The sequence below is a fragment of the Bradyrhizobium genomosp. I (2014) genome, from assembly GCF_000261685.1.
Taxonomy (GTDB): Bacteria; Pseudomonadota; Alphaproteobacteria; order Rhizobiales; family Xanthobacteraceae; genus Bradyrhizobium.
On the sequence record NZ_AJQE01000398.1, the window covers coordinates 1 to 25,973 of the forward strand.

The window sequence follows — 25,973 nt, forward strand, 5'->3', positions numbered from 1 at the left end:
ACTCAGTAAGACTAACCCACCCTACAACTGCGGAGTATGCCGTCACTTCGCCACCACCTCCGGCACCTTGCCGGCCGGCGGGGTGTTGCGGCTGCGCTGGGTGCGCACGATGCCGTCGATGATGGTCATGCCGATTCCGGGGAGGTCGCCGAGCTGCACGCTCTCCAGAATGTTCTTTCCGGGCGAGTGCTGCGCCTTGTCCATGATGACGAAGTCGGCGGAGCGGCCGACCTCGATCAGGCCGCAATCGAGCTGCCGCATCCGCGCGGTGTTGCCGGTGGCAAGGCAGAAGGCGAGCTCGGCCGGCAGATCGCCGAGCGAGGACAGCATCGACACCATGCGCAGAATGCCGAGCGGCTGCACACCAGAGCCGGCGGGCGCATCGGTGCCGAGGATGACGCGATGCAGGTCGCCCATCTCGCGCGCGGTGCGCAGCGTGAACAGGGCCGATCGCTCATTGCCATTGTGCACGAGCTCGAGGCCGCGCTTGCAGCCCTCGCAGATGCAGCGGATCTGGTCGTCGGGGAGCGCGGTGTGACCGCCATTGATGTGCCCGACGACGTCGGTGTCGGCCTCCAGCACCACGTCCTTGTCGATCAGGCCGGAGCCGGGGATCGAGGGGCCGCCGGTGTGGATCGTGCTCTGGATGCCGTATTTGCGTGCCCAGCCGACCATCTTGCGTGCGGTCGGGCCGTCCTTGACGCCGCCGAGGCCGACCTCGCCGAGCAGCTTGACGCCGTTGGCGGCCATCTCCTTGAAATCTTCCTCGACCATCTCGCATTCGATCACCGGCGCGCCGGCGTGAACCTTCACCCCGCCGGGACGCAGCGTCCAGAACGCGCGCTGGGCGAACACGGCCATGGCCTTGAGGCCGACGACGTCGCGGGGACGGCCGGGCATGTGGACTTCGCCGGCGGAGATCATGGTGGTGACGCCGCCATGGAGGTAGCTGTCGATCCAGTTGATCTGGTTCTGGCGCGGCGTCCAGTCGCCGGCGACAGGGTGGACGTGGCTGTCGATCAGGCCCGGCGCCACCGTGGTGCCCTGGGCGTCGACGATGGTGGTCGCACCTTCGGTGTTGACGTCCTTGAGGCGGCCGATCGCGGTGATCTTGCCGTTCTCGGCGACGATGGTGTCGCCGTCCAGGATCGGCTTTTCCAAGGCGCCGGACAGGATCAGGCCGATGTTCCGGATCACGAGCTTCGAGGGTCCGGTGGCCTGGGGTGCGTCATGCGCCATGGAAGGGGCTCCTTGTTTCCAGTTGCGACGCTTTCGATCTTGGGCAGCCTTGACCGCGGGATCAAGCCGGATTATTCATTAGTATACGAATGATCGTGTACAAACGACGCATAGCTGACCGCCTCGGGACCGCAAGCAAGCGACACGGAAGGGTGAGATGAGCAATTTCAATCAGGAGAGCGTTTTGAGCGTCCATCACTGGACCGACACGCTGTTCTCCTTCAAGACCACCCGCAGCCCGACCTTCCGCTTCCGCAACGGCGAATTCACCATGATCGGGCTCAAGGTCGGCGAGAAGCCGCTGCTGCGGGCCTACAGCGTCGCCAGCGCCAATTACGAGGACACGCTGGAGTTCTTCTCGATCAAGGTGCCGGATGGTCCCTTGACCTCGCGCCTCCAGCATTTGAAGGAAGGCGACGAGATCATCGTCAGCCGCAAGGCGACCGGCACGCTCGTGATCGACAATCTGGAGGAGGGGCGCAACCTCTACCTCATCGGCACCGGCACCGGCCTCGCGCCGTTCCTGAGCGTGATCAAGGACCCCGAGACCTACGAGCGGTTCGAGAAGGTGGTGCTGCTGCACGGCTGCCGGCACGTGAAGGAGCTCGCCTATGGCGAGATGATCACCGAGCATCTGCCGAAGGACGATCTGCTCGGCGAATACATCCGCAATCAGCTGATCTACTACCCGACCGTGACGCGCGATCCCTTCCGGAACCGCGGCCGTATCACCGACCTCATCACGTCAGGCAAGCTGTTCACCGATATCGGCCTGCCGGTGCTGGAAGCCGCCCGGGATCGCGTCATGATCTGCGGCAGCCCGGCGCTGGTGGCGGACACCCGCGTGCTCCTGGGCGAACGCGGCTTCGTCGAGGGCAACCACGGCGAGCCGGCCCAGTTCGTGGTCGAAAAGGCCTTTGCCGAGCGCTGAACGCAGCCTTCTTTCGCAATAAGACCGCATTTTCGCCGCGTGGGGCCCGTTGCGGCGCCGATTCGGCGCTTGATACACTGTGGGAGCGAATCAGCGGAGATCCCACATGGTTGCGGACAGCGACAGCAACATCGCCTGGCACCGGGTTCAGTTGAAGAAGAACCGCACCGAGTTGAAGGCGCTGGAGACCGCGCGCTTCACGATGGGGGAGATCGCCTCGTCGAAGCGGAATGGACAGACCCAGAAGTCGATCGCGGAACTCAAGCGGAAGATCGCGCAGTCCGAACGGGCGATCGCCGATCACGACAAGCGGACGCGCCGGCCGCTCGGCACCGATCTGCAGAGCCTCAGCAGCGGCAGCTGGAGCCATTGGGATTCCTATACCAACCAGCAGCAGCGCAAGACCGGTCAGCGCTCGCCGGGGCGCGGGTAGTTCCTCGCAAGGAGCGGAAGAGTTCCTGCCCTTGCGCCGGCGCGGCCCCACACCATCTCGTTGACGTGCTGCCAACCATCCCGGTGATCCAATGTCCGGTGATATCACGGCTCCGCGCCTCGATTTTACCAGCGAGGCTTTCTTTCGTGATCCGCCCAAGGCCATCGCCGCGTTGCGGGCGCAAGGCCCCGTGGTCGCGTCGCGCTTTCCCCTGGTCGGCGACGTCTGGATCACCACCACGCATGACGCCACGGCGCAGGTGTTGAAGGACAGTGCAACCTTCACGCTGCGCAAGGAAGATGGCGACGTCGCGGGTCTGCGCTGGCGGATGCCGAGATATGTGAGGACCATCGCCAACAACATGCTGACGATGGACGAGCCGGATCACACGCGGCTGCGCAGCATCGTGGACGAGGCTTTTCGTCGCCGCGCCATCGTCGCGATGGAACCCCACATCCGCGGCATCGCCGACGGCCTCGCCAACGAGCTGTTCGCGGAGGGAAGTCCGGCCGATCTCGTCCAGCGCTACGCGCGCATCCTGCCGCTTGCGGTGATCTCCGAGCTGCTGGGCCTGCCTCCGGCCGATCGTCCGAGATTCATCGCCTGGGCCAATGCGATGTCCTCGCTGACGAGCGTCGTCGGCTTCTTCCGCCTGCTGTTCACGTTCCGAAAGATGCGCGCCTACCTCGAACGGCAGCTGCAGATCGCGCGCGTGCAGGGCGGCGAGGGCCTGATTGCCGAGCTGATCCAGGTCGAGCGCGAAGGCGGCCAGATCACGCCGGACGAAATGGTTTCGATGGTGTTTCTGTTGCTCGGGGCGGGATCGGAGACCACCACGCATCTCATCAGCGGTTCCGTCTACGAGCTGCTCAAGAACCCGGGCCTTCGCGACTGGCTGGAGCAGGACTGGAGCCGCGCCGGGCTTGCGGTCGAGGAGTTCCTGCGTTTCGTCTCGCCGGTGCAATTCTCCAAGCCGCGCTATGTGCGGCACGATGTCGAGGTCGAAGGCGTGCGCTTGAAGAAGGGCGACCGCGTAATGGTCATGCTCGCCGCAGCGAACATGGATCCGGGGGTGCACGATCAGCCGGAACGGCTCGATCTCGAGCGCAAGCCCAATCGCCACATGTCGTTCGGCACGGGGATCCATTTTTGCCTGGGGCATCAGCTCGCGCGGATTGAGGCGATTTGTGCGCTCCAGGCCCTGTTCAAGCGCTGGCCGCGGCTCGGTCTTGCGGTCGATCCCTCCGAGATCCACTGGCGCAAGCGGCCCGGGATTCGCATGATCGTGCAACTGCCCGTCATTGCCGATGGCGGTGAGAGGCGGCAGTCGCGCGAGCCGGAGCAACTGCTCGCAAGCTGAGGGGGAGCGCGAGCGCGGTTCCCTCATGCAACCGCGAAACAAACCCGGTGCTGCATGCGTTGGCGAATTGCCGACAACAATGATGGAGCAATTCATGCCCCACGGAGGCAAGACGCATATCGGTTCGGGCGCGCGCGGAAAGGGTGCGGGCAACGGAGCGCTGACGGATATTCCCAAGGAGAAGATCGGCGACAACATGGTCCTGTCCAACCGCGACAAGGCGCAGCATTCGGACATTCGCGGCATGGACAGCAAATTCATCCAGACCGAACAATATCAGGACCACGCAGCCAACCGGCTCGAGGAGGAGCCGGGGACCGAAGAGACCTGAAAGGGACGTTCCTCCCGCCAACCTGCGGGCCGGGGTTTAGCTGGTCCGCTTTTTTGTGGGCGCAGGATCACGCTCCCAGCCGAACACGGAGCGGCCGTCGAGATCAGGCGAGGCCGCACGCTCACCGGCGATGAAAGCCTCGACCGAGGGGCCGCGCGCGATCCGCTCCAGCCGCCGCACCTGGTCGTCGAGCCGCTTGATCGCCTGCATCTCTTCCTCGCGTCCGAGCTTTGCGTTGTGGATCGCGCCCTTCAGCACCCGGATGGTCTCGTCATAGACCTTGATCGGAACGGGGTAGGGATGCCGGTCCTTGCCGCCATGGGCGAGCGAGAAACGCGCGGGGTCGGCGAAGCGATAGGGCGCGCCGTGCACGACCTCCGCGACCATCGCGAGCGAGCGCACAGTGCGCGCGCCGACGCCGGGCGTCAGCAGCAGCTCCGGGAAATCGACCGGGCCGCGCTCGGCTGCGGCTGCCAGCGTGCCGTGCAGGCGGCGCGCGAACACGTCCTTGGGACGGACGTCGTGATGTGCGGGCATGATCAGATGCGGCAGCGTGCCCTGTGCCGGCGCGGGCTCGGTCCCGATGAGCCGTTCGAATTCGAAGACGATGCGATCCGGGCCGAGATCGGACAGCAGATCGAGCTGCGCGATCCGAGAAATATCGGCGCGATGATCGGTGAGATTGACGATCTCGCCCTGCTGCGGGCCGTCGATCGCGCTGTGTGGCATGTCGACAAAGCTCTTCAGCGCCTCGGAATGCCAGTGATAGCGTCGCGCCTGCCGCTTGTCGCCATTCATGCCCTGCTGCACCACCGTCCATTTGCCGTCGGCGGTAACGAAGAACCCGTGGAGATAGAGGTCGAATCCGTCCTGGACCGCGGCGCTGTCGACCTTGGCCACCAGACGGCTGGCGCGGGTCAGTTTGATGCCGTCGAATCCGACGCGGTCGCCGAGTTGCAGCAACTCGTCCGGCGTCTTGCGCGAATGCTGACCCCGGCCGCCACAGACATAAATCCCGAGTTCGTCCTGAAGCGGTCCGAGCCCGCGCTTCAGCGCGCCGATCACGGAGGTGGTGATTCCGGAAGAGTGCCAGTCCATCCCCATCACGGCGCCGAACGACTGGAACCAGAATGGATGCGACAGGCGCTGAAGAAACGCGTCGCGGCCGTAATGATGCACGATCGCCTGCGTGACGATCGCGCCGAGCGAAGCCATGCGGTTCGCAAGCCACGGCGGAACCCGCCCGGTGTGGAGAGGAAGATCGGCGCTGCCGGTACGTCGAGTCATTGGCGGCCAAGCTAGCGCATTCGACGACAGTTGCACCAGTGGGATGCTGCGTTGCACGATCCGGGGGAGCGAAGCCGGCCCCAACGCGTTGAGCGCTGACTTGAATGCAGCGACGGGGAAGTTATGGATTGGCAGGCTCTCATGGCCGACATCGACGGGATGCTTGGCTGGATACCGTCATGGTTCATCGGTCTCGGCCTGGTTGCCGGTGCGATCCTGGTTGCCCTGTTCGTCTATCGGGTCGCGGCCCGGCTGCTCAACCGCGCCTTCGGAACCCGTCTTCCGCTCTTGAGCGTGTTCATCGAGCGTACGGCGGGACCGGCGCAGATGGCGCTCTGCCTTGCTGCCGTCGCGCTGGTGCTGCCGTTTGCACCGCTCGACGACATGATCCGCACCCCGCTGACACGCCTGTTCGTCGTGGCTTTCATCGCCCTGGTCGGCTGGATCTCGATCCGGATCGTCGATATGAGCGCGGCGCGGTATCTGCAGAATTTCCGCGACGTCACCGAGAATTTCATCGCGCGCAAGCATGTCACGCAGGTGCGTGTTTTCAAGCGCGTCACCGACACGATCATTGTCGTCATCACTGTGTCGACAGCATTGATGACATTCGACTCGGTGAGGCAGTATGGCGTCAGCCTGTTCGCCTCCGCCGGCGCGGCCGGTATCATCGTCGGTCTTGCCGCCCGGCCGCTGCTGAGTAATCTGATCGCGGGTTTACAGATCGCGATCACTCAGCCGATCCGCATCGAGGACGCCGTAATCATCGAGAACGAATGGGGCTGGGTCGAGGACATCGCCTCGACCTATGTCGTGATCCGGCTGTGGGATTGGCGCCGCATGGTGGTGCCGCTGTCCTATTTCATCGAAAAGCCGTTTCAGAACTGGACGCGCGACACCGCATCCCTCATCGGCGTGATCGCGCTCCATGTCGACTATCGTGCCGACGTCCCGCGCATCAGGAGCTGGCTGGAGCAGGCGGTGAAGCAGTCGAAGCTGTGGGACGGGAAGGTGGTCAATCTCCAGGTCATCGATGCCGATTCGCACACCATCGAGCTTCGCGCACTGGTGAGCGCGCGGAACGCGCCGCAATCGTGGGATCTGCGCTGCGAGATCAGGGAAGAGCTCGTCGCGTTCATCCGCGACGAGATGCCGGAGGCGCTGCCGCGCACGCGTGCGATCCTGATCCCGTCGGGCGACGATGATACCGATTTCCTGCGGCGACCTGTGTCGCCGCAGGAGATGCAGGCGAGGGTCCATAGCTGAGCAGCACGGGCCCTGCTGCCGGACCGAGGCTTGCTACTCGTGCGTTGCCTTGCTTGCGCCGCAGAACCTCACTGCGCGCGGATATTGGCGGCCTTCAGCACCGGCTCCCATTTGGTCGCCTCGGCGTGCATGTAGGCGTCGAACTCCTTGGCGGAGGAGCCGACCGGCGCTGCGCCGATCTTGCCGAGCGTCGATAGCACGCCGGGATCCTGCAGCGCGGCCTTCAGATCGGCCTCGAGCTTGGACACAATCTCCGCCGGCATGTTTGCCGGTCCAAGAACGCCCCACCAGACCGAGACGTCGTAGCCGGGCACGCCGGCCTCGGCGATGGTCGGAACATCCGGCAGCGCCTTGGAGCGTTCGGCGGAGGTCACTGCGAGTGCGCGCACCGGGCCGCCCTCGAGCTGGCCGATCGCTTCGGCGAGCGGATTGATGCTGAGCGGGATCTCGCCGGCGATCACGGCTGTCAGCGCCGGGGCGCCGCCCTTGTAGGGGATCGCGACGATCTTGGTGCCGGACATGTATTTCAGCAGCTCGCCTGCAAGATGCGCCGAGGTGCCGTTGCCGGACATGCCGTAGGAGAGCTTGTCCGGCTCCTTCTTGGCGGCGGCGAGGAGATCGCCGAGCGTCTTGTAAGGGCTGTCCTTGGCCACCACGATCGCGAGCGGGGACGAAGCGACCTCGGTGATCGCGGTGAAATCCTTGAACGTGTCGTAAGGGACGCTTGGATAGATGAACTGGTTGAGCGGATGGCCGCTCGCGACCAGGATCAGCGTGTAGCCGTCAGGCGCGGACTTGGTCAGCGTTTGCGAGGCGACGATGCCGCCCGCGCCGGGACGATTGTCGATCACGGGCTGCTGCCCCCAGGTCTTCGCCAGCGCCTGGCCCAGCGTGCGCGCGAGCACGTCGACTGCTCCGCCTGCTGCATAGGGCACCAGGATGTGGACCGGTTTGCTAGGATAGTTTTCTGCCTGCACGACGCTCCCCGCCAGCAGCAAACCGGCACCCAGCATCAAACCGCCGATCTTCTTGTTCAAGTCCAACATATTTCCCAGCACTCCTTGAGGGTATTGGCGCGCCTGCCGGCGGTCTCCAGGCCGTTGCGGACGCCGCCCGCGGTTCTTGTTGACGAGACCTGATCTTTTGTACGATAGTACAAATCGCATGGTACGCAAGCCCACCAGCAAGGAACCGGCCCGCAAGCCGAACATGCGCGAGGCGATCCTCGCCGCGGCCGAGGAACTGTTCGCCACCAACGGCTTCAATGCCGTGTCGGTGCGCGACATCGCGCAGGCCGCCGGGGCCAATCCCGGCAGCGTCACCTATCATTTCAAGACCAAGGACGGCCTGCTGCTGGAGATCTATCGGCGCCATTGCGGGCCGATGAACCTGCGCCGTTCCGAGCTGCTCGCCGCCGCCAGGCGTGTGCGCGATCTCCAGGACCGGCTGGAGGCGATTGTGCGGGCCTATGTGGTGCCGGCCTTCACCTCGGGCAGCGATCTCGCCGGCGGCGGGGCGCGCTTCACGCGCTTGCGCGCCGTGATGTCCGCGGAGGGCAATGAAGTCGCGCGAAAAATCATCGCGCAGACCTTTGACGACACCAGCCACGCCTTCATCGATGCGATCCACGAGAGTCTGCCGCACATTCCGCGCACCGACATTGTCTGGCGCAGCCATTTCCTGCTCGGCGCGCTCTATTATTCACTGGTGACGCCGGAGCGCGTCTCGCGCCTGTCGCGCGGCGAGGCTGACGGCAGCGATGCCGCAGGCGCCATCGAGCAGTTGGTGCAGGCCACCGTCGCCGCATTGCAGGCGCCGGCTCTTGACGAGGCCGTGCCGGCGCGGCGGCGGCCGGTCGTCAGCAGCAAGACTTGAAGAAGCGGTCTCTCTTCGGCGATTTACCTGATGACGATGACGTATACGCCGACCATTCCTCCGCCCGATCCGAACACACGCACGCCCGGGTTCAAGCTGCCGAAACTGTCCTGCGACGCGCATTGCCACATCTTCGGGCCCGGAGCGAAATATCCTTATGCGCCGGATCGCTCCTACACGCCGCCGGACGCGCCGCTCGAGGATTTTCGCGCGCTGCACGCCAAGCTCGGCGTCGAGCGCGCCGTCATCGTCAATGCCAGCGTACACGGCACCGACAATACGGTGGCGCTGGATGCCATCGCGCAGAGCAACGGCGCCTACCGTGCCGTCGCCAATATCGACGATACCATCACCGAACGCGGGCTTCGCGTGCTGCACGACGGCGGTTTCCGGGGCTGCCGCTTCAACTTCGTGCGCCATCTCGGCGGCGTGCCCGACAGACGTGTGTTCGACCGCATCGTCGCGATGGTCACGCCGCTCGGCTGGCACATCAATCTGCACTTCGATGCGATCGACCTGCCGGAATACGCCGACATGCTGACAAAGCTCCCGCTGAGCTACACCATCGACCATATGGGGCGGGTGAAGGCTGCCGACGGGCTGGATCAGCTGCCGTTCAGGATCCTGATCGAGCTGATGCAGCGCGACGAGAAGTGCTGGGTCAAGATCTGCGGCTCGGAGCGGGTATCCTCGGTTGGCTCGCCGTTTGCCGATGCGGTGCCGTTCGCGCGAAAGATCGTCGAGACCGCGCCCGACCGCGTGATCTGGGGTACGGACTGGCCGCATCCCAACGTCAAGGTGATGCCGAACGATGGCGACCTCGTCGATCTGATCCCGCTGTTCGCGCCGGAGCCGGAGTTTCAGCAGAAGATTCTGGTCGACAATCCCGCGCGCCTGTTTGGCTTCGACCTATGAAAGGGGCTCCGATCAATATGATGCCTACAAATGAAAGAAGGGAGTTCGTCCCATGAAAGCAGGTCTCGTGATCACCGCCCATCCGGGCGATTTCGTCTGGCGCGCCGGCGGCGCCATCGCGCTGCATGCGAAGAAGGGTTATCGCATGAAGATCGTCTGCATGTCCTTCGGCGAGCGCGGCGAGAGTCAATTCGCCTGGAAGGAAAAGGGCGCGACGCTGGAATCGGTCAAGGCCGGTCGCAAGGACGAGGCGGAGCGCGCCGCCAGGCTGTTGGGTGCCGAGATCGAGTTCTTCGACTGCGGCGACTATCCGCTCAAGCTGACCGAAGCGCATTTCGACCGCATGGTCGACATCTACCGCGAGCTCAATCCGAGCTTCGTGCTGACGCACGCGCTGGAAGACCCCTATAATTTCGACCATCCGAACGCAGCGCATTTCGCGCAGGAGACCCGCGTCGTGGCGCAGGCCATGGGTCACAAGCCGGGCGCGTCGTACAAATATTCGGCGCCGCCGGTGTTCCTGTTCGAGCCGCATCAGCCGGAGCAGTGCAATTACAAGCCGAACCTGATCCTGAAGATCGACGATGTCTGGAAGGAGAAATACGAGGCGTTCCAGATCCTGGCCGCGCAAAAACATCTCTGGGGCTATTACGAGCGCGTCGCGCTCAACCGCGGCATCCAGGGCAGCCGCAACACCGGTGTGCCCATGACCTATGGTGAGGCCTATCAGCGCCTGTTCCCGACGGTCGAGGAGGTGCTGGCATGAAGCCGGTCGTCGTTCGCAACATCAAGCGTGCCGACCCCGCCGGGATGGCTGAGTACGGCGTCTCCACCGTGCACGAGGCCTATGGCCGCATCGGCCTGATGAAGTCTTACCTGCGTCCGGTCTGGGCGGGCGCGGCGATTGCGGGGCCCGCGGTTACCGTGCTGGCGCAGCCCGGCGACAATTGGATGATCCATGTCGCCGTCGAGCAGTGCAGGAAAGGCGACATCCTCGTCGTCGGCTGCACCAGCGACAACACGGACGGCATGTTCGGCGAATTGCTCGCGACCTCGCTAAAGGCGCGCGGCGTGCAGGGGCTGATCATCGATGCCGGCTGCCGCGACGTCAAAGCGCTGCATGAGATGAAGTTTCCGGTGTGGTCGCGCGCCGTTTCCGCAAAGGGCACGGTCAAGGCCACGCTCGGCTCGGTCAACGTTCCCGTGGTCTGCGCCGGCGTCAATGTCGATCCCGGCGATATCATCGTGGCCGATGACGACGGCGTGGTGGTGGTGCCGAAGCCCCATGCGGCCGAGGTGGCCGAGAAGGCAAAGAAGCGCAACGCGGACGAGGGCGGCAAGCGCAAGCGGCTCGCCTCCGGCGAGCTCGGTCTCGACATGTATGGCATGCGCGAGGCACTGGCGAAGGCCGGCCTCGTTTATGTCGATAATCCCGAGGACGTCTGAGCGGCAATATTGTTTGAGCATGATCTTTTCGGAAAACCGCTGCACACTTTTCCGGATCATGCTCTAGAGAAGCGGAGCGGGCGGATGGATCGTCTCAAGCTGAAGGCCGTGCTCGGCAGTCATCCCCATGTCCAGGCGGTGAAGAGCGGCGAGCTCCGCTCCGACCGCTTTGACCTCGACTTCCTCGAGTACACGCCGACCAACACGGCATTCAAACCGATGGTGCGTGAGCACGCCTTCGACGTCTGCGAGATGGCGATCGTCACCTATCTGATGGCGAAGGCGCACGGCAAGCCACTGGTGCTGCTGCCGGCGACCATGCTGGGCCGCTTCCAGCATTCCTATGCGTTGTACAATCCCGCGCAGGGAACGCTCGGTCCGTCCGATCTCGAAGGCAAGCGCGTCGGCATCCGTTCCTTCACGACCACGACGGGCGCCTGGATCAGGGGCATCCTCGCCAACGATTGCGGCGTGAACCTCGACAAGATCAAATGGGTGACGTTCGAGGATCCGCATGTCGCCGAATATGTCGACACCACCGAGCGCGCGCCGAAGGACAAGAAGATCCTCCAGATGCTGCTCGATGGCGAGCTCGATGCCGTGCTGGGCGAGACCTCTGACAATCCCAAGCTGAAGCCGCTATTCCCTGATCCGGCTGCGGAAGCTGCCAAATGGTACGCCCGCCGCGGCGTCGTGCCGGTCAACCATTTCGTGGTCGTGACCGAGCAGCTCGCGAAATCACGCCCCGATGTCGTTACTGGCGTCTATGATCTGCTCAGGCGGAACAAGGAGCGGGTAGGGCCTGCGGCAACGCCCGACCTTGTTCCGTTCGGGATCGAGGCCAACAGGAAACCGCTCGAGCTGATCATCGACTACGCATTCCAGCAGGCGCTGATCCCCCGTCGCTATGCGGTCGAGGAGCTGTTCGACGAGACGACACGAGGATTGAACTGATGGCAGGTGATCCCAGGCGCTGGCAGATCGGGCTGGTCGGCTATGGCGAGGTCGGCAGGATACTGGCCGAGGATCTGCGCCAGCGGGACATCAAGGTCTTCGCCTATGACATCAAGCTCGGCGGCGAGCAGGGCGCGCCGCTGAAGGAGCATGCGGCGAAATTCGCCGTGACGCTCGCTGCCTCTCATGCCGAGCTGACCGCGAAATCCGATTTCATCATCTCGGCCGTCACGGCGAGCCAGGCCGTTCCGGTTGCAAAGGCGTGTGCGGCGGCGATCAATCAGGGCACCTGGTTCCTCGATTTCAATTCGGCCTCTCCCGGCGCCAAGCAGCGCGCCGCTGCACTGATCGACGGCGCCGCCGGCCGCTATGTCGAGGGCGCGGTGATGACCTCGGTGCCGCCCTACCGCATCAAGGTGCCGCTGCTGCTCGGCGGCCCCGGCGCGAGGGAGCTGGAGCCGCTGTTGAACGCGATCGGCTTTGCGGCGAAGGTTGCGAGCGACAAGCTCGGAGTGTCCTCCGCGGTGAAGATGTGCCGCAGCATCATGATCAAGGGGCTGGAGGCCATGGTCATCGAAAGCTTCACCACCGCGCGCGCCTGTGGCGTCGAGGATGCCGTGCTGGCCTCGCTTGCGGAGACGTTCCCGGGCATCGATTGGGAGAAGCAGGGCGCCTATGTCTTCCAGCGCGTGATCGAGCACGGCCGTCGCCGCGCCGAGGAGGTGCGTGAGGTCGCCGAGACCGTGCGCGAGGCGGGACTGACGCCGTGGTCGGCGCAAGGCACGGCCGAGCGGCAGGCCTGGGTGGCTGATCTCGCCGATGAAGGGCTGTTCGGCGCCAGGGGCACGAAGGAGTTCGCCCGCAGTGCTGACTGGCGTACCGAGGCGGACCGGATCCTCGCGAAGATCAATCGCGCAAAGTAGTCAGCTCGAGGCCGCGCCGCGGGCTTGAAAGCTCACGACCTCGTCGCGAGCGCGTTCGATCAGGTCGATCAGATTGCGAGATTTGCGGACGAGCTGTTCCGTGGCCGGTTGCGTGCGGAATTCCGCCAGCACGGCGCGAACGCATTTGCTGGCGGCATCGAGCGTCCAGAGCGTACGATTGACGTCGTCCTGCGTCCGGATCGCCGAGATGTCGAGACCCGAGAGAACGTGGCCGATGCCGTCAAGCCGCTTCAGCGCCGTATCGGTGGGTGTTCGAGACCGGACGGAATGATGATCGATGCTGCTGAATGCGCTGAACATACCCATACTTCCCCATTGAACGCAGATGGTCAGTGCAGGTCGCAATAATGGTCGGCGCAGCCGGCCTCGCAACACGTTGGACTACGGTCCGGGATTCTACCGGACCCGGCGAGTTCAAACCGGCAGAATCGAACTGAAGTGGCTCCACGGCCAGGCAAGGTTTCCCGACAATCTTACCGTTGGCAAGGCGTCTCGACCTTATTAGCTCTTGGGACTGAACAGGGTGGGCCGCTGCCGCTCAAACGTCCGCCGGCCGCGCTTGAAGCCCATCATGATGTCCGGCAGCTCTGCGATGGCGAAGCGGCTGTCTTGCGTATCGAGCACGACGAGATCGGCAGGATTGCCGACCTTGATGCCGTAGTCACCGAGGTTCATCAGCCGGGCCGGCAGCTCGGTCACGAGATCGAGGCAGGTGTCGAAATCGCTCACCGAGGCGTGCGCGACATTGGCGTAGAAATTGGCCATTCGCAGCAGCGAGGCATCGCCGAACGGCGTGAAGGGATTGAGCACGTTGTTGGTCGCGACCGAGCACACGACGCCGTCGCCCGCAAGCTTGTGGGCGAGCGTCAGCCCGCGTGGCGCGTTGTGGGTGGCTTCGCGCCCCATCAGATAGAGATCGGTCGCGGGCAGCACGGTGACGGCGACGCCGGCCCTTGCCAGTTGCGCGGTAGCAGCCTTCATACGTTCCGGCGGCAGTGCGGAGAGCTTTGTCGCATGGCCGACCGCGACCCGTCCCTGATAGTTGCGCCGCTCGGTCTGCCGGCAGACTTCGTCGAGATGACACCAGGAGGGGTCGAGGTCGAAATCGAGATGGAGATCGACGTCGACGTCGAATTCTTGCGCGAGATCGAAGATGCGCGCGAGATGGGCGTTCGGGTCGGTGTCGGTATAGGGACAGCCGCCGATCACGTCGCCGCCATCACGCAGCGCCTGGATCAGCAGCTCCTCGGCTCCGGGGTCGTTGGTCAGGCCTTCCTGCGGGAAGACGCAGAGCGACAGGTCGATCGCCCAGGCATAGTCGAGCTTCAGCGCCTTCATCGCCTCAAAGCTGCGCAGGCCGATCCGCGGATCAATTTCAACGTGCGTGCGCATGTGTGTCGTGCCGTGCATGACGGCGAGTTCGAGCACCTTGGCGCCGCGCGCATGGACGTCCTCGATGGTGAAATCGCGCTTCATCGCCGATACGGCCCGGATCGCTTGGCCGAGGCTGCCGTGATCATGTCCGCACCGGTCGAGCAGGCAGGCCTTGTCGAGATGGATATGGCTGTCGACGAAGCCAGGCAGGACGAGGTGCCCGCCGATGGCGACCTCGGGAGCCTCGCAAGCCAGCCTCGGCTCGATCGCGGCAATCCGGCCGCGGGCGACGCCGATGTCGACGGGGGCGGCGGATGATCGCAGCAGCGCGTTACGGAAGATCAGGTCGAAGACTGTCTGGATGGTCATGGCTCTTGCGGACGGAATTTAGAGCAATCAACCGGGGTCGGCGGCTCCAGATTGTCGGCAGTGTAGCGAGGCAGATGTTCAAAATATATGCATGGCTTCCGTGCGAGTGACGATAGTATTCGGCGAATCCGGGAGAACCAGCCATGTCCGTTGCCGCAAGAGCCGAAACCGCTCCGTTGTCCGACGCCGCGATCGTGGAAGCCTATCTTGCGGCATCGATGATTCCCGATCCCGACGCCGCGGCGGCCTATATGGCGCCCGGCACCGTGATCACCTTTACCGGCGGGCGCACGTTCGATCATCCGCGTGGCCCAACCGCCTTCAACGCCAAGCGCTACCGCTGGGTCAAGAAGAAGATGGACCGGTTCGATGTCTGCCCCGGGGACGGCGAGACCGTGGTTTACAGCGTCGGCACGCTCTATGGCGAATGGAAGGATGGAACTCCGTTCGAGGGGAACCGTTACGTCGACCGCTTCGTGGTGCGCAATGGCAAGATCACCAGGATGGACGTCTGGAACGACAGTGCCGAACGGATCCTGGTCCAGCGCGGCGTCGACGCGTAAGAGCCATCTCGCCGTTCCGGGTGGCGCTGCTTCGGCGGAAAGGAGCTGCCGCTGGTCTTATCGAAAGCTGCGATAGCTGATAGGCGCGCGCATGTCTGGCGGCTGGAGCAGGCCTGCGCTATCAACCCCCGCAATTGCGCCCGGCATGGAGGCGCCAGCCCCGTTTTAGGAGCAGCCGATGCGCCTACCCACCATTGTCCTGGCCCTGACATGTCTTGCAGGCGCAGCCTCGGCCGAAGACCTGTCGGGCACGCTCCAGAAGGTCAAGGAGACCAAGAAGATTACTCTGGGCTATCAGGAGGCCTCGGTCCCGTTCAGCTATCTGGACGGCGACCAGAAGCCGGTCGGCTTTGCCATGGACATCTGCCTCAGGATCGTCGACGCCGTGAAGAAGCAGCTTGGCATGCCCGACATCGCCGTCGACACTCTCGCCGTGACCTCGTCGAACCGGATTCCCTTGATGGTCAATGGCACGCTCGACCTGCATTGCTCGGCGACCACCAACAATGCCGATCGCCAGAAGCAGGTCGCCTTCACCAACACGCATTTCCTCAGCGCGACGCGGTTCGCGGCGAAGAAGGCCGCCAGGATCAACACCATCGACGATCTCAAGGGCAAGGCGGTCACGGCGGTCGCCGGCTCGGTCAACCTGACGCAGCTTGCCAAGGTCAACACCGAGCGCAATCTCGGCATCAATCTGATGCCTGCCAAGGACCAGGCCGAGGCCTTCCTGTTGCTGGAAACCGACCGCGCCCAGGCCTACGCGCTCGACGACGTGCAGCTCGCCGTCGCCATCGCGCGGTCGAAGAAGCCGCAAGCGTACATGATCAGCGAGGAGGCGTTCTCGAAGCCGGAGCCGTACGGCATCATGCTGCGGCGCGAGGATGCGCCATTCAAGGCGCTGGCCGATCGCGCAACCGCGGAGCTCTATGCAAGCCCTGAGATCGAGGTGCTCTACAAGAAGTGGCTGCAATCGCCGACGCCGCCGAATGGCCTCAACTACAATGTTCCGATGTCGCCGGCCTTGCGCAACGCCTTCAAGAAGCCGAGCTCGAGCGCCGATCCTGATGCCTACGGAGTGAACTGAGGCGAGGGAGCCGAACTCACTCGGGTGAGAGGTCTCTATCCTCACGAGCGGTCTTGCGGGGGAGGAGAACCCCTCATCCGACGCCTCACGAACGGGCGCTTCTTCTAAAGCGCGATGCGATTAGGATGAATCGTCATCGCGCTTTAGGTTGTTGTTTAAGCATGATCTTTTCGGAAAACCGCTGCGCACTTTTCCGGATCATGCTCTAAGCGTTCGAATACTTCTTCAGCTCGAGCCGCGCGATCTGGTTGCGGTGAACCTCGTCCGGCCCGTCGGCGAGACGCAGCAAGCGCGCGGTGGCGTAGGCTTGGGTCAAACCGAAATCGTTCGAGGTCCCGCCGCCGCCATGGGCCTGAATTGCCCAGTCGATGATCTGGCAGGCCATGTTGGGCACGGCGACCTTGATCATGGCGATCTCGGCCTTCGCCACCTTGTTGCCGACCGTGTCCATCGCCTGGGCCGCATTCAGCGTCAGCAGCCGGGCCTGCTCGATCATGATGCGAGCTTCTGCAATGCGCTCCTGCGTCACCGTCTGCTCCGAGACCGGCTTGCCGAAGGCAACCCGGCTGCGTGCGCGTCGGCACATCTTCTCCAGCGTGCGTTCGGCAAGGCCGATCAGGCGCATGCAGTGATGGATGCGGCCGGGGCCGAGGCGCCCCTGCGCGATCTCGAAGCCGCGGCCCTCGCCGAGCAGCATGTTTTCCTTTGGCACGCGCACATTGGTGAAAACGACTTCGGAGGCGCGGTCGGGCACGCCATAGAAACCGAACACGGGCAGGGGACGTTTCACCTCGATGCCGGGCGTGTCCATCGGCACGAGGATCATGGATTGCTGCTTGTGGCGATCGGGATTGTCAGGATCGGTCTTGCCCATGAAGATGCAGATCTTGCAGCGCGGGTCCGTCGCGTTCGTCGTGTACCATTTGCGGCCGTTGATGACGTAATGATCGCCGTCGCGCACGATGGAGCTCTCGATGTTGGTCGCATCGGATGATGCGACCGCCGGCTCGGTCATGGCGAAGCAGGAGCGGATCTCGCCGGCGAGCAGCGGCTTCAGCCAGCGCTCCTTGTCTTTCTCCGAGCCGTAGCGCTCCAGCACCTCCATGTTGCCGGTGTCGGGCGCCGAGCAGTTGAACACCTCGGGCGCGAGGTGCGAGCGTCCCATCACCTCGCAGAGCGGGGCATATTCGAGATTGGAAAGACCGGCGCCGTGACTACTTTCGGGCAAGAACAGATTCCAGAGCCGCTCGGCGCGCGCCAGCGGCTTCAGCTCCTCGACGATTGGATAGACCTTCCACGGCCCGAGCTCTTCGGCCTCGCGATAGAAGCGTTCCTCGTTCGGGTAGATGTGCCGGTCCATGAAGCTTTCGAGCTTGCGCTTGAGCTCGGCGACTTTGGGCGACATCGGGTAGAGCATCTTTCGTCTCCTGGATCGAAGGGCGACGTCGTTGCGTGGCGCGAGCTTGTGTCTTGCGCGCGAGGTTAGCGGAAGGTCACGCGGCGTTCACGCAAAAAACGGCTGGCGTGATTGCACGCGGCGCTTTTTCGGGGCTAACGTGAGGTGAGCTGCCGGCGAAGCAGCGTTCGCCCTGGAGGAGATGGATGTCAGCGGAAAGACACAAGTCCGGTACGACCGGCGCATCTACTATCGAGGTTTCCGCTCTCCGTGCCCGCTATCGCGACGAGCGCGACCGTCGTCTGCGCGCCGAGGGCAAGGCGCAATATGTCGAGGTCACAGGCGAATTCGGCCGCTACCTCGACGACCCCTGGGCCGATCCGGGATTTTCGCGGGCAGCTGTCAGCGAAGCGACCGAAGTGCTCATCGTTGGCGGCGGCTTCGGCGGTCTGTTGTGTGGCGCGCGGTTGCGCGAGACCGGCATCGATGATTTTCGTATCGTGGAAAAGGCCGCCGACTTCGGCGGCACCTGGTACTGGAATCGCTATCCCGGTGCCGCCTGCGATACCGAGAGCTATATCTATCTGCCGCTGCTGGAAGAGACCGGCTACATGCCGGTGCGCAAATACGCCCGGGCGCCGGAGATCTACCAGCATTCACGGCGTATCGGCCATCATTTCGGGCTCTACGAGCGCGCGTTGTTCCAGACCGTCATCTCGCGGATGACGTGGCAGGAGCAGGAGGCGCGCTGGCTGGTCGAGACCGATCGGGGCGATCGCATCCGCGCGCGCTTCGTCATTCTTGCCGGCGGTCCGCTGAGCCGTCCGAAGCTGCCGGGCATTCCCGGCATCGAGACGTTCAAAGGCCACAGCTTTCATACCAGTCGCTGGGATTACGGCTACACCGGCGGCAATGCGGACGGTGGTCTGACCGGTCTCGCCGACAGGCGCGTCGGCATCATCGGCACCGGCGCCACCGCCGTGCAATGCGTGCCGCATCTCGGCCGTTCGGCGAAGCAGCTCTATGTCTTCCAGCGCACGCCGTCTGCGATCGGCGTGCGCGACGACCGTCCGACGGATCAGGCCTGGGCGCAGAGCCTCGAGCCGGGCTGGCAGCGCGAACGCATGGACAATTTCACGGCCGTGATTTCAGGCGAGCCGTTCGAGCAGGATCTGGTGCAGGACGGCTGGACCGGCCTGCTCGGCGAGATCCTGCTGGCGCCGCGCCGGCAGACGCAGCCGGTGACCTCGATGGAAGAGGCGCTGAAGCTGATCGAGCAGGCCGACTACCGCAAGATGGAGGAGATCCGCGCCCGCGTCGACGCGGTGGTCAAGGACCAGGCGACCGCGGCAGCGCTCAAGCCCTGGTACAAGGCATTCTGCAAGCGACCGTGCTTCCACGACGAATATCTCGACACCTTCAATCGCCCCAACGTGCATCTCGTGGATACCGGAGGGCAGGGCGTGGAGCGCATCACGGAGAATGCCGTCATCGTCGACGGCAGGGCCTACGAGCTCGACTGCCTGATCTATGCCAGCGGTTTCGAGGTCGGCACCGACTACGCGCGCCGCATGGGCTTCGAGGTCTATGGCCGCGACGACATGAGCCTGTCCCAGCGCTGGCGCGACGGCGTCAAGACGCTGCACGGCTTCTACAGCCGCGGCTTCCCGAACTGCTTCCTGATCGTCACGGTGCAGGCCGGACAGAGCGCCAATTTTCCGCACATCATCGACGAGCAATCGCAGCACATCGCCTATGTCATCAAGGAGGCCCGCGAGCGCAAAGCGCGGACCCTGGAGCCCACGCTCGCCGCCGAGAACGCCTGGGTCGACGAGGTCGTCAAGGCCGCGCTCGGCCGGCAGACCTATCTCGCCGAATGCACGCCGGGCTACTACAACAACGAAGGCGTATTCGATCCGATCGCGGCGAGAAACAGCCAATATTGGCGCGGGCCGGTGGCATTCCTGCGGCTGCTCGAGAAATGGCGCAAGGAGGGGAATCTGGGAGGTCTCGAATTGTCCTATGATCACGCCATGGAGTCGGCGCTTTCCACCGGGTAAGATTGCGCCGCCGAACGGTGCAGGACAGGAGACTGGGTATGATCAGGGGCAGGGCTGTTGCGGGAGCGGTTTTTGGCGCAATGACGCTGCTCGGTTGGCTGGCACCCTCCGCCGAGGCCGCGCAATGCGGCAGCTCGCCCGCCGGCTTCGAGGCCTGGAAGCGCGAGTTCAGCGCGGAGGCGCAGGGCAAGGGTATCGGTCCCACCGCGCTCTCGGCGCTGATGCAGACCAACTATGCCAGCGCCACCATCGCGGCCGACCGCGGCCAGCGCAGCTTCTCGCTGACGCTCGACCAGTTCCTGGCCAAGCGCGGCGCCACCACCATCGTCGCCAGGGGACGGCAGCTCAAGCAGTCGCAGGCCGCCTTGTTCGCTTCGATCCAGCAGCGCTATGGCGTCCCGCCCGGACCCTTGATTGCGATCTGGGGCATGGAGACCGGCTTCGGCAGCCAGCGCGGCAACCAGAACATGCTGTCATCGATCGCGACCCTTGCCTATGACTGCCGCCGGCCCGAATTTTTCACCGACCAGCTCTATGCAGCCTTGAAGCTGATCGACCGGGGTACGCTGTCGGGGGCAACCCGCGGCTCCATGCATGGCGAGGTCGGCCAGACCCAGTTCATGCCCAAGAACATTCTGGCCTACGGTACCGGCAATCTCGAAGTCGCAGCGAATGCGCTGAACTCGACGGCGAACTTCCTCAAGGCCCATGGTTGGCGCGCGGGAGCCGGATACCAGCCGGGCGAGCCGAATTTCGCTGCCATCGAGGCCTGGAATGCCGCAGGCGTTTACCAGAAGGCAATCGCGCTGATGGGCCGGCAGATCGACGAGGGCGGCGCTGCGGCATCGCGCTAGAACATGATCGGGACCCGAACGGCCGCGTTGGCGAAAAGTGTGCAGCGGTTTTCCGAAAAGATTACGCTTAAACAATAACCTAAAGCGCGACGACGATCTCATCGCGCCTTAAGCTGCTCAGCAAGCCGTGATGCGCCGGCGCGAGAAAGTTGTTGCCATTCGGAACCGACGGCACGAGGTTTGCTTTGATCAAGTTCAGGGCTGGGCATGAGGAGACTCAACATGGCTACCCAGATCGTGATGGACCAGACTGGCGACACACGCCACGAGTTTGATCCTGGCAATGCCGAAGCGCTGGCGCGAGCCGAACGGCGCTTTCGGGAGCTCACCGGAGCCGGCTTCACCGCCGCTCTTCGAACCGGGCCCGGCGAAGTCACCCGGATCCGGTCGTTCGACCCGACCGCGCAGGAAACGCTGTTCTATCCCCGCCTGGTCGGCGGTTGATCTGAGCTGTCCATGATCGCGGCAGTTTGGCTCCGCGCGCCGGCGCGTGCGCGTTTGCATGCGCTGCGTGAACTCTATCGCCGCTTCTTTGGCGAGAACACGCCGGATGCGCGCGGCCGCCGGCTTCTGGCCGAATGGTTGTCGCCGGCGCAGCGCGCGCAGTTCGAGCAGCACCGGTATTTCGATGTCGTCGGTTGCGACACCGGCAGAATCTACCGCATTCACTACGGCACAGCCGCCAATGTCCACGAGATCGACGGCGAAGGGCATGCGACGATGGGGTGGTGCTTCGTTCCGTCAGGCTTCCTGGTGCCAGGCGACGTGATGCTGGCGCAGAAGATCGCTCTCGAAACGGACGAGAGGGGGGCGCTTGCGCTCGCAAACCGGTTTCCGCCGGCTACGCATTCCGAGCATTTCTACCGGCGGCCCTTCTAGCGCCGGGAACGGTGAGGCGAGGCGGTCAGAAATGCGTGGAGCGGTAGGCGTCCAGCGCATGCGCAGCGAAGACTCCGATACTGCACAGGGCGAGCAGCGCCGAGATCAGCTCAATCATTGCTCGTCCTCCCGTGGCGGCTGGGCAACGAGGTTCTGGCAGCAGGAAAAATCGTAGATCAGGTCGAGGATCAATTGCATGGTGGCCGTCCCTGTATTTATTTTGACAACCATCTAACCGGCCATCTGTTTCAGGCGTGTTTCGTCGCATCGGGAAAGGAGTTTCGCGCGGAACCCCGCGCTGGTTTGCGCGCTGCGGGCCCGCTATATGCCGCTGTCGCTCAAGGCCGTTGAGCCGTCTCTTTGGCAGCGGCGCATCACATTGCGAGGCAAAATCATGGCGCAGGTCGAGTGGTTCGACGATCTCACCGTCGGAATGCGGTTCAAGTCCCCCGAAGTTCTGGTCACCGAGGCCGACATCAAGCGCTTCGCCGCCGAGTTCGATCCGCAGCCGATGCATCTCGACCACGAGGCCGCCAAGACGACCCTGTTCAACGGGCTTGCCGCCTCGGGATGGCACACCGCGGCGATCGCCATGAACCTCGCAATCCAGACCCGCCCGTTCGGCCCGCATCCGCTGATCGGCGCCGGTGTCGATGGGCTGCGCTGGACCATTCCGGTGCGGCCCAACGACCGTCTGCATCTGGTCGGCGAGGTCATGAGCCTGACGCCGTCCAAGTCGAAGCCGCAGGGTATCGCGCTGGTGAAATGGACCATGTTCAACCAGAAGGGCGAGGAGGTTTACACCTTCACTCCGATCGCAATCGTGCCGCGGCGGGACTCTCGTTGACTCATTCGGCGAGCCCCTGAACCGGCGCCGCGCTGGCGTCGCTGCCGTGATGCGTCAACGGCTTCATGCCGGTGACGGTCCGCAGCAGCACATAGAATACGGGCGTCAGGAACAGGCCGAACACGGTGACGCCGATCATGCCGGAGAACACGGCAACGCCCATCGCGCGCCGCATCTCCGAGCCCGCGCCGGTCGAGAGCACCAGCGGCAGCACGCCCATGATGAACGCCATCGAGGTCATCAGGATCGGGCGGAGCCTCAAGCGGCTTGCCTCGATCGCGGCCCGGATCGGCGTGCGCCCGGCGAATTCGAGCTCGCGCGCGAATTCGACGATCAGGATCGCGTTCTTGGCGGAGAGACCGACCAGCACGATCAAGCCGATCTGGGTGAAGACGTTGTTGTCGCCCTTCGAGATCCAGACGCCGAACATTGCAGCCAACAGGCCCATCGGTACGATCATGATGATCGAGAGCGGCAGGGTCAGGCTCTCATAGAGCGCGGCCAGCACCAGGAACACCAGGAGGATCGCCAGCGGGAACACCCAGATGCCGGAATTGCCGGCGATGAACTCCTGATAAGTCAGGTCGGTCCATTCGAAGGCAAAGCCGGGCGGCAGCACCTCCGCGGCGATCCGCGTCGCCGCCTCCTGCGCCTGGCCCGACGAAAAACCCGGCGCGGCTGCCGCGTTGATGTCGGAGGACAGGAAGCCGTTATAGCGGATCGCGCGCTCCGGACCCGCGCTCTGGCGGATCTTGAGCAGCGCCGACAACGGCACCATGTCGCCGGAGGACGAGCGCACCTTCAATTGCCTGATGTCGTCGGCGCGCGCGCGGAACGGCGCGTCGGCCTGAACCCGGACGGAATAGGTGCGGCCGAACTTGTTGAAGTCGTTGACGTAATAGGAGCCCAGGTAAATCTGCAGCGTGTTGAACACCTCGGTCACGGGCACGCCCAGCTGGAGCGCCTTGGTGCGGTCGATGTCGGCGAAGAGCTGGGGCACGTTGACCTGGAAGCTCGAGAACACGCCGGCGATCTCGGGTGCTTTCTGCATCGCCGCCATGAAGGCGTTCGTCGCCTCGTTCAGGGCGTCATAGCCCAGACCGGCACGGTCCTCGATCTGCAGCTTGAAGCCGCCGATGGTGCCGAGGCCGTTGACCGGCGGCGGCGGGAACATGGCGATGAAGGCTTCCTGGATCCCGGCATATTTCTTGTTCAACTCGGCCGCGATCGCGGGACCGCTGAGCGAGGGATCCTTGCGTTCGTCGAACGGCTTCAGTGTCGAGAACACGATGCCGGCGTTGGACGAGTTGGTGAAGCCCGAGATCGACAGGCCGGGGAAGGCGACCGAGCTCTCGACACCGGGTTGGGTCAGGGCGATGTCGCTCATCTTGCGGATCACCTCCTCGGTGCGGTCGAGCGTCGCCCCGTCGGGCAGGCGGGCGAAGCCGACCAGATATTGCTTGTCCTGGCCCGGCACGAAGCCACTCGGCACCTGCTGGAACAGGAGTGCGGTGAGGCCGACCAGGACCACGTAGAGACCCATCACCGCGGCCTTGCCCGAGATCACCTTGGTGACGGTGCCGCTGTAATTTTCCGAGGAGCGCGTGAAGGCCTTGTTGAAGCCGCGGAAGAACCAGCCAAGGCTCTTTTCCATGACCAGCGTCAGCCTGTCCTTGGGTTCGTCGTGGCCCTTGAGCAGCAGCGCCGACAGCGCCGGCGACAGCGTCAGCGAGTTGACGGCCGAGATCACGGTCGAGATCGCGATCGTCAGCGCGAACTGCTTGTAGAATTGCCCGGTGAGGCCGGAGATGAAGGCGAGCGGCACGAACACCGCGATCAGCACCATGGCGATTGCGATGATCGGACCCGACACCTCGCGCATCGCCTGATAGGTGGCGTCACGCGGCGACAGCCCGCCCTCGATGTTGCGCTCGACGTTCTCGACCACGACGATGGCGTCGTCGACGACGATGCCGATCGCGAGAACGAGGCCGAACAGGCTGAGCGCGTTGATGGAGAAGCCGAACACATGCATCACCGCGAAGGTGCCGACGATCGACACAGGCACGGCCAACAGAGGGATGATCGAGGCGCGCCAGGTCTGCAGGAACAGGATCACCACCAGCACGACGAGGGCGATGGCCTCCAGCAGCGTGTGGATGACGGCTTCGATCGAGGAGCGCACGAACTGGGTGGGGTCGTAAACGATCTGGTAGGACACGCCCTCGGGCATGTTCTTCTTGATCTCGGCCATGGTGGCGCGGACGTTGTCGGAAATCTGCAGCGCGTTGGAGCCGGGCGCCTGGAAGATCGGGATCGCCACCGCCTGCTTGTTGTCCAGCAGCGAGCGCAGGCCGTATTCGGAGGCCCCGAGCTCGATGCGCGCGACGTCGCGCAGCCGCACGACTTCGCCGCGTGTGCCGGTCTTGACCACGATGTCGCCGAACTGCTCCTCGTTCGCGAGCCGGCCTTCCGCGTTGACGGAGAGCTGCAGATCGATACCCCTGACGTTCGGGGAGGAGCCGACCACGCCGGCGGCGGCCTCGACATTCTGCGCCTGGATCGCCCGCACGATGTCGCTCGCAGTCAGGCCGTGCTCGGCCGCCTTCTGCGGATCGACCCAGACCCGCATCGAATAGTCGCCGGCGCCATAAAGCTGGACGTCGCCGACGCCGTCGATCCGCGCCAGCCGGTCCTTGACGTTGAGCACGGCATAGTTGCGCAGATACGTCATGTCGTAGCGGCCGTTCGGCGACAGCAAGTGAACGACCATGGTGAGGTCGGGCGACGACTTCTTGGTGATGATGCCGAGCTGGCGCACCACGGCCGGCAGGCGCGGCTCGGCCTGCTGCACGCGGTTCTGCACCAGCTGCGTTGCCTTGTCAGGGTCGGTGCCGAGGCGGAACGTCACCGTCAGCGTCATCGCGCCGTCGGTGGTCGCCTGGCTCGACATGTACAGCATGTTCTCGACGCCGTTGATCTGCTCCTCGATCGGGGTCGCCACCGTCTCCGCGATCACTTTGGGATTGGCACCGGGATAGGTCGCGCGCACCACGACGGAGGGCGGCACCACGTCCGGGTATTCCGAGATCGGCATCGCGAACAGCGAGATCAGGCCGGCGAGGAAGATCAGCACCGACAGCACGCCGGCGAAGATCGGACGATCGATGAAGAATTTCGAGAGATTCATTGGCTTTGCCCCTGGGCAACAACTTCCCGATCTCCGACCGATTCCCCGTCATTCCGGGGCGCGCCTTGCGCGCGAACCCGGAATCCAGAGATGAAGTAATCGGAGTCTTGTAACTTCTAGATTCCGGGTTCGCGCTTACGCGCGCCCCGGAATGACGTCAGCGTTGCACCACGTCCTGGTTGCCGTGGTTGGAGGCCTGCCGCGGTCCGCGCGCGCCCATGGCCGCCACTTCCGTCTTGAGCAGGGCACCGGGACGCACGCGCTGGAGGCCGTTGACGACAATGCGGTCGCCGGACTTCAGGCCCGAGGTGACGATGCGAAGCCCATCGACCGCGCCGCCGAGCGTGACCGGCCGGTAGACGGCGCGGCTGGC

Annotated in this window: 25 protein-coding genes and 1 pseudogene; 18 read left to right on the forward strand and 8 right to left on the reverse strand. The window is 64.2% G+C overall.

Translation table 11 applies throughout. The features are described from left to right. Positions 1–42: 42 nt before the first annotated feature. Entirely contained in the window at positions 43–1,239 is a 1,197-nt protein-coding gene (locus IC50_RS35080; RefSeq protein WP_035715895.1) for an amidohydrolase family protein, read from the reverse strand. A 157-nt stretch (positions 1,240–1,396) separates the two neighbouring features. On the opposite strand from IC50_RS35080, the gene IC50_RS35085 reads away from it, so the two are divergent. From IC50_RS35085 to IC50_RS35100, 4 genes are all read left to right on the forward strand, one after another. After that, entirely contained in the window at positions 1,397–2,170 is a 774-nt protein-coding gene (locus IC50_RS35085) for a ferredoxin--NADP reductase (protein ID WP_035715896.1), read from the forward strand. Between the two features lie 106 nt (positions 2,171–2,276). Then, on the forward strand, positions 2,277–2,603 hold the full coding sequence (locus tag IC50_RS35090) for a hypothetical protein (RefSeq protein WP_035715897.1): 327 nt from the start codon (positions 2,277–2,279) through the stop codon (positions 2,601–2,603). Between the two features lie 91 nt (positions 2,604–2,694). After that, positions 2,695–3,963: a cytochrome P450 gene (locus tag IC50_RS35095; RefSeq protein ID WP_035715898.1), complete on the forward strand. Its 1,269-nt coding sequence runs from the start codon at positions 2,695–2,697 to the stop codon at positions 3,961–3,963. Between the two features lie 94 nt (positions 3,964–4,057). Further along, positions 4,058–4,294 carry a hypothetical protein gene (locus tag IC50_RS35100; RefSeq protein ID WP_035715940.1) on the forward strand — a complete coding sequence of 79 codons (237 nt, stop codon included), beginning with the start codon at positions 4,058–4,060 and terminating at the stop codon, positions 4,292–4,294. A 36-nt stretch (positions 4,295–4,330) separates the two neighbouring features. On the opposite strand, the gene IC50_RS35105 is transcribed toward IC50_RS35100, so the two are convergent. After that, positions 4,331–5,581 carry a DUF763 domain-containing protein gene (locus tag IC50_RS35105; protein WP_035715899.1) on the reverse strand — a complete coding sequence of 417 codons (1,251 nt, stop codon included), beginning with the start codon at positions 5,579–5,581 and terminating at the stop codon, positions 4,331–4,333. Between the two features lie 123 nt (positions 5,582–5,704). On the opposite strand from IC50_RS35105, the gene IC50_RS35110 reads away from it, so the two are divergent. Then, entirely contained in the window at positions 5,705–6,847 is a 1,143-nt protein-coding gene (locus tag IC50_RS35110) for a mechanosensitive ion channel family protein (RefSeq protein WP_035715902.1), read from the forward strand. A 68-nt stretch (positions 6,848–6,915) separates the two neighbouring features. On the opposite strand, the gene IC50_RS35115 is transcribed toward IC50_RS35110, so the two are convergent. Further along, positions 6,916–7,893 (reverse strand): tripartite tricarboxylate transporter substrate binding protein, encoded by a 978-nt coding sequence (locus tag IC50_RS35115; protein ID WP_035715904.1) that lies wholly within the window; start codon positions 7,891–7,893, stop codon positions 6,916–6,918. A 118-nt stretch (positions 7,894–8,011) separates the two neighbouring features. Between IC50_RS35115 and IC50_RS35120 the strand changes: the two genes are divergently transcribed. The 6 genes from IC50_RS35120 (at position 8,012) to IC50_RS35145 (ending at position 12,960) form a co-directional block, all read left to right on the forward strand. Then, positions 8,012–8,722 carry a TetR/AcrR family transcriptional regulator gene (locus IC50_RS35120; RefSeq protein WP_035715905.1) on the forward strand — a complete coding sequence of 237 codons (711 nt, stop codon included), beginning with the start codon at positions 8,012–8,014 and terminating at the stop codon, positions 8,720–8,722. A 30-nt stretch (positions 8,723–8,752) separates the two neighbouring features. Further along, the gene (locus IC50_RS35125) at positions 8,753–9,637 is read left to right on the forward strand and encodes an amidohydrolase family protein (RefSeq protein WP_035715907.1); all 885 of its coding nucleotides are present in this window, start codon (positions 8,753–8,755) and stop codon (positions 9,635–9,637) included. Between the two features lie 52 nt (positions 9,638–9,689). Continuing rightward, entirely contained in the window at positions 9,690–10,403 is a 714-nt protein-coding gene (locus IC50_RS35130; RefSeq protein ID WP_035715909.1) for a PIG-L deacetylase family protein, read from the forward strand. Then, positions 10,400–11,083 (forward strand): 4-carboxy-4-hydroxy-2-oxoadipate aldolase/oxaloacetate decarboxylase, encoded by a 684-nt coding sequence (locus IC50_RS35135; protein ID WP_035715911.1) that lies wholly within the window; start codon positions 10,400–10,402, stop codon positions 11,081–11,083. The genes IC50_RS35130 and IC50_RS35135 overlap by 4 nt, the downstream gene beginning before the upstream one ends. 84 nt (positions 11,084–11,167) lie before the next feature. Next, complete coding sequence (locus IC50_RS35140) at positions 11,168–12,037, forward strand: ABC transporter substrate-binding protein (protein WP_035715913.1); 870 nt, start codon at positions 11,168–11,170, stop codon at positions 12,035–12,037. Then, positions 12,037–12,960 carry a DUF1932 domain-containing protein gene (locus tag IC50_RS35145; protein WP_035715916.1) on the forward strand — a complete coding sequence of 308 codons (924 nt, stop codon included), beginning with the start codon at positions 12,037–12,039 and terminating at the stop codon, positions 12,958–12,960. Before IC50_RS35140 ends, IC50_RS35145 begins: the two co-directional genes overlap by 1 nt. On the opposite strand, the gene IC50_RS35150 is transcribed toward IC50_RS35145, so the two are convergent. Continuing rightward, entirely contained in the window at positions 12,961–13,281 is a 321-nt protein-coding gene (locus IC50_RS35150) for a hypothetical protein (RefSeq protein ID WP_035715918.1), read from the reverse strand. A 201-nt stretch (positions 13,282–13,482) separates the two neighbouring features. Beyond that, positions 13,483–14,724 (reverse strand): amidohydrolase family protein, encoded by a 1,242-nt coding sequence (locus tag IC50_RS35155; RefSeq protein WP_035715921.1) that lies wholly within the window; start codon positions 14,722–14,724, stop codon positions 13,483–13,485. Positions 14,725–14,867: 143 nt separating this feature from the next. On the opposite strand from IC50_RS35155, the gene IC50_RS35160 reads away from it, so the two are divergent. Beyond that, positions 14,868–15,287 carry a nuclear transport factor 2 family protein gene (locus IC50_RS35160; RefSeq protein WP_035715923.1) on the forward strand — a complete coding sequence of 140 codons (420 nt, stop codon included), beginning with the start codon at positions 14,868–14,870 and terminating at the stop codon, positions 15,285–15,287. 178 nt (positions 15,288–15,465) lie between these two features. After that, positions 15,466–16,374 carry an amino acid ABC transporter substrate-binding protein gene (locus tag IC50_RS35165; RefSeq protein ID WP_035715925.1) on the forward strand — a complete coding sequence of 303 codons (909 nt, stop codon included), beginning with the start codon at positions 15,466–15,468 and terminating at the stop codon, positions 16,372–16,374. Positions 16,375–16,579: 205 nt separating this feature from the next. On the opposite strand, the gene IC50_RS35170 is transcribed toward IC50_RS35165, so the two are convergent. Then, on the reverse strand, positions 16,580–17,791 hold the full coding sequence (locus IC50_RS35170) for an acyl-CoA dehydrogenase family protein (RefSeq protein ID WP_035715928.1): 1,212 nt from the start codon (positions 17,789–17,791) through the stop codon (positions 16,580–16,582). Between the two features lie 185 nt (positions 17,792–17,976). Between IC50_RS35170 and IC50_RS35175 the strand changes: the two genes are divergently transcribed. From IC50_RS35175 to IC50_RS35195, 5 genes are all read left to right on the forward strand, one after another. After that, positions 17,977–19,830 carry a flavin-containing monooxygenase gene (locus tag IC50_RS35175; RefSeq protein WP_035715930.1) on the forward strand — a complete coding sequence of 618 codons (1,854 nt, stop codon included), beginning with the start codon at positions 17,977–17,979 and terminating at the stop codon, positions 19,828–19,830. A gap of 38 nt (positions 19,831–19,868) precedes the next feature. Next, positions 19,869–20,684, forward strand: coding sequence for a lytic murein transglycosylase (locus IC50_RS35180; RefSeq protein ID WP_035715934.1), 816 nt, complete (start codon positions 19,869–19,871; stop codon positions 20,682–20,684). 222 nt (positions 20,685–20,906) lie between these two features. Further along, positions 20,907–21,128 (forward strand): hypothetical protein, encoded by a 222-nt coding sequence (locus tag IC50_RS35185; RefSeq protein ID WP_007592399.1) that lies wholly within the window; start codon positions 20,907–20,909, stop codon positions 21,126–21,128. A gap of 12 nt (positions 21,129–21,140) precedes the next feature. Beyond that, positions 21,141–21,563, forward strand: a complete 423-nt coding sequence (locus IC50_RS35190) for a hypothetical protein (protein WP_035715936.1) — start codon at positions 21,141–21,143, stop codon at positions 21,561–21,563. Between the two features lie 394 nt (positions 21,564–21,957). Beyond that, a complete protein-coding gene (locus IC50_RS35195; RefSeq protein WP_035715942.1) occupies positions 21,958–22,410 on the forward strand; it encodes a MaoC family dehydratase in 453 nt (150 codons plus the stop codon). A 1-nt stretch (position 22,411) separates the two neighbouring features. Here IC50_RS35195 and IC50_RS35200 read toward each other — a convergent pair whose 3' ends face one another. Together IC50_RS35200 and IC50_RS35205 are read right to left on the reverse strand one after the other, a co-directional pair. After that, positions 22,412–25,600 carry an efflux RND transporter permease subunit gene (locus IC50_RS35200; RefSeq protein ID WP_035715938.1) on the reverse strand — a complete coding sequence of 1,063 codons (3,189 nt, stop codon included), beginning with the start codon at positions 25,598–25,600 and terminating at the stop codon, positions 22,412–22,414. Between the two features lie 157 nt (positions 25,601–25,757). Next, positions 25,758–25,973: pseudogene (locus tag IC50_RS35205) on the reverse strand (efflux transporter periplasmic adaptor subunit); the annotation flags it as partial.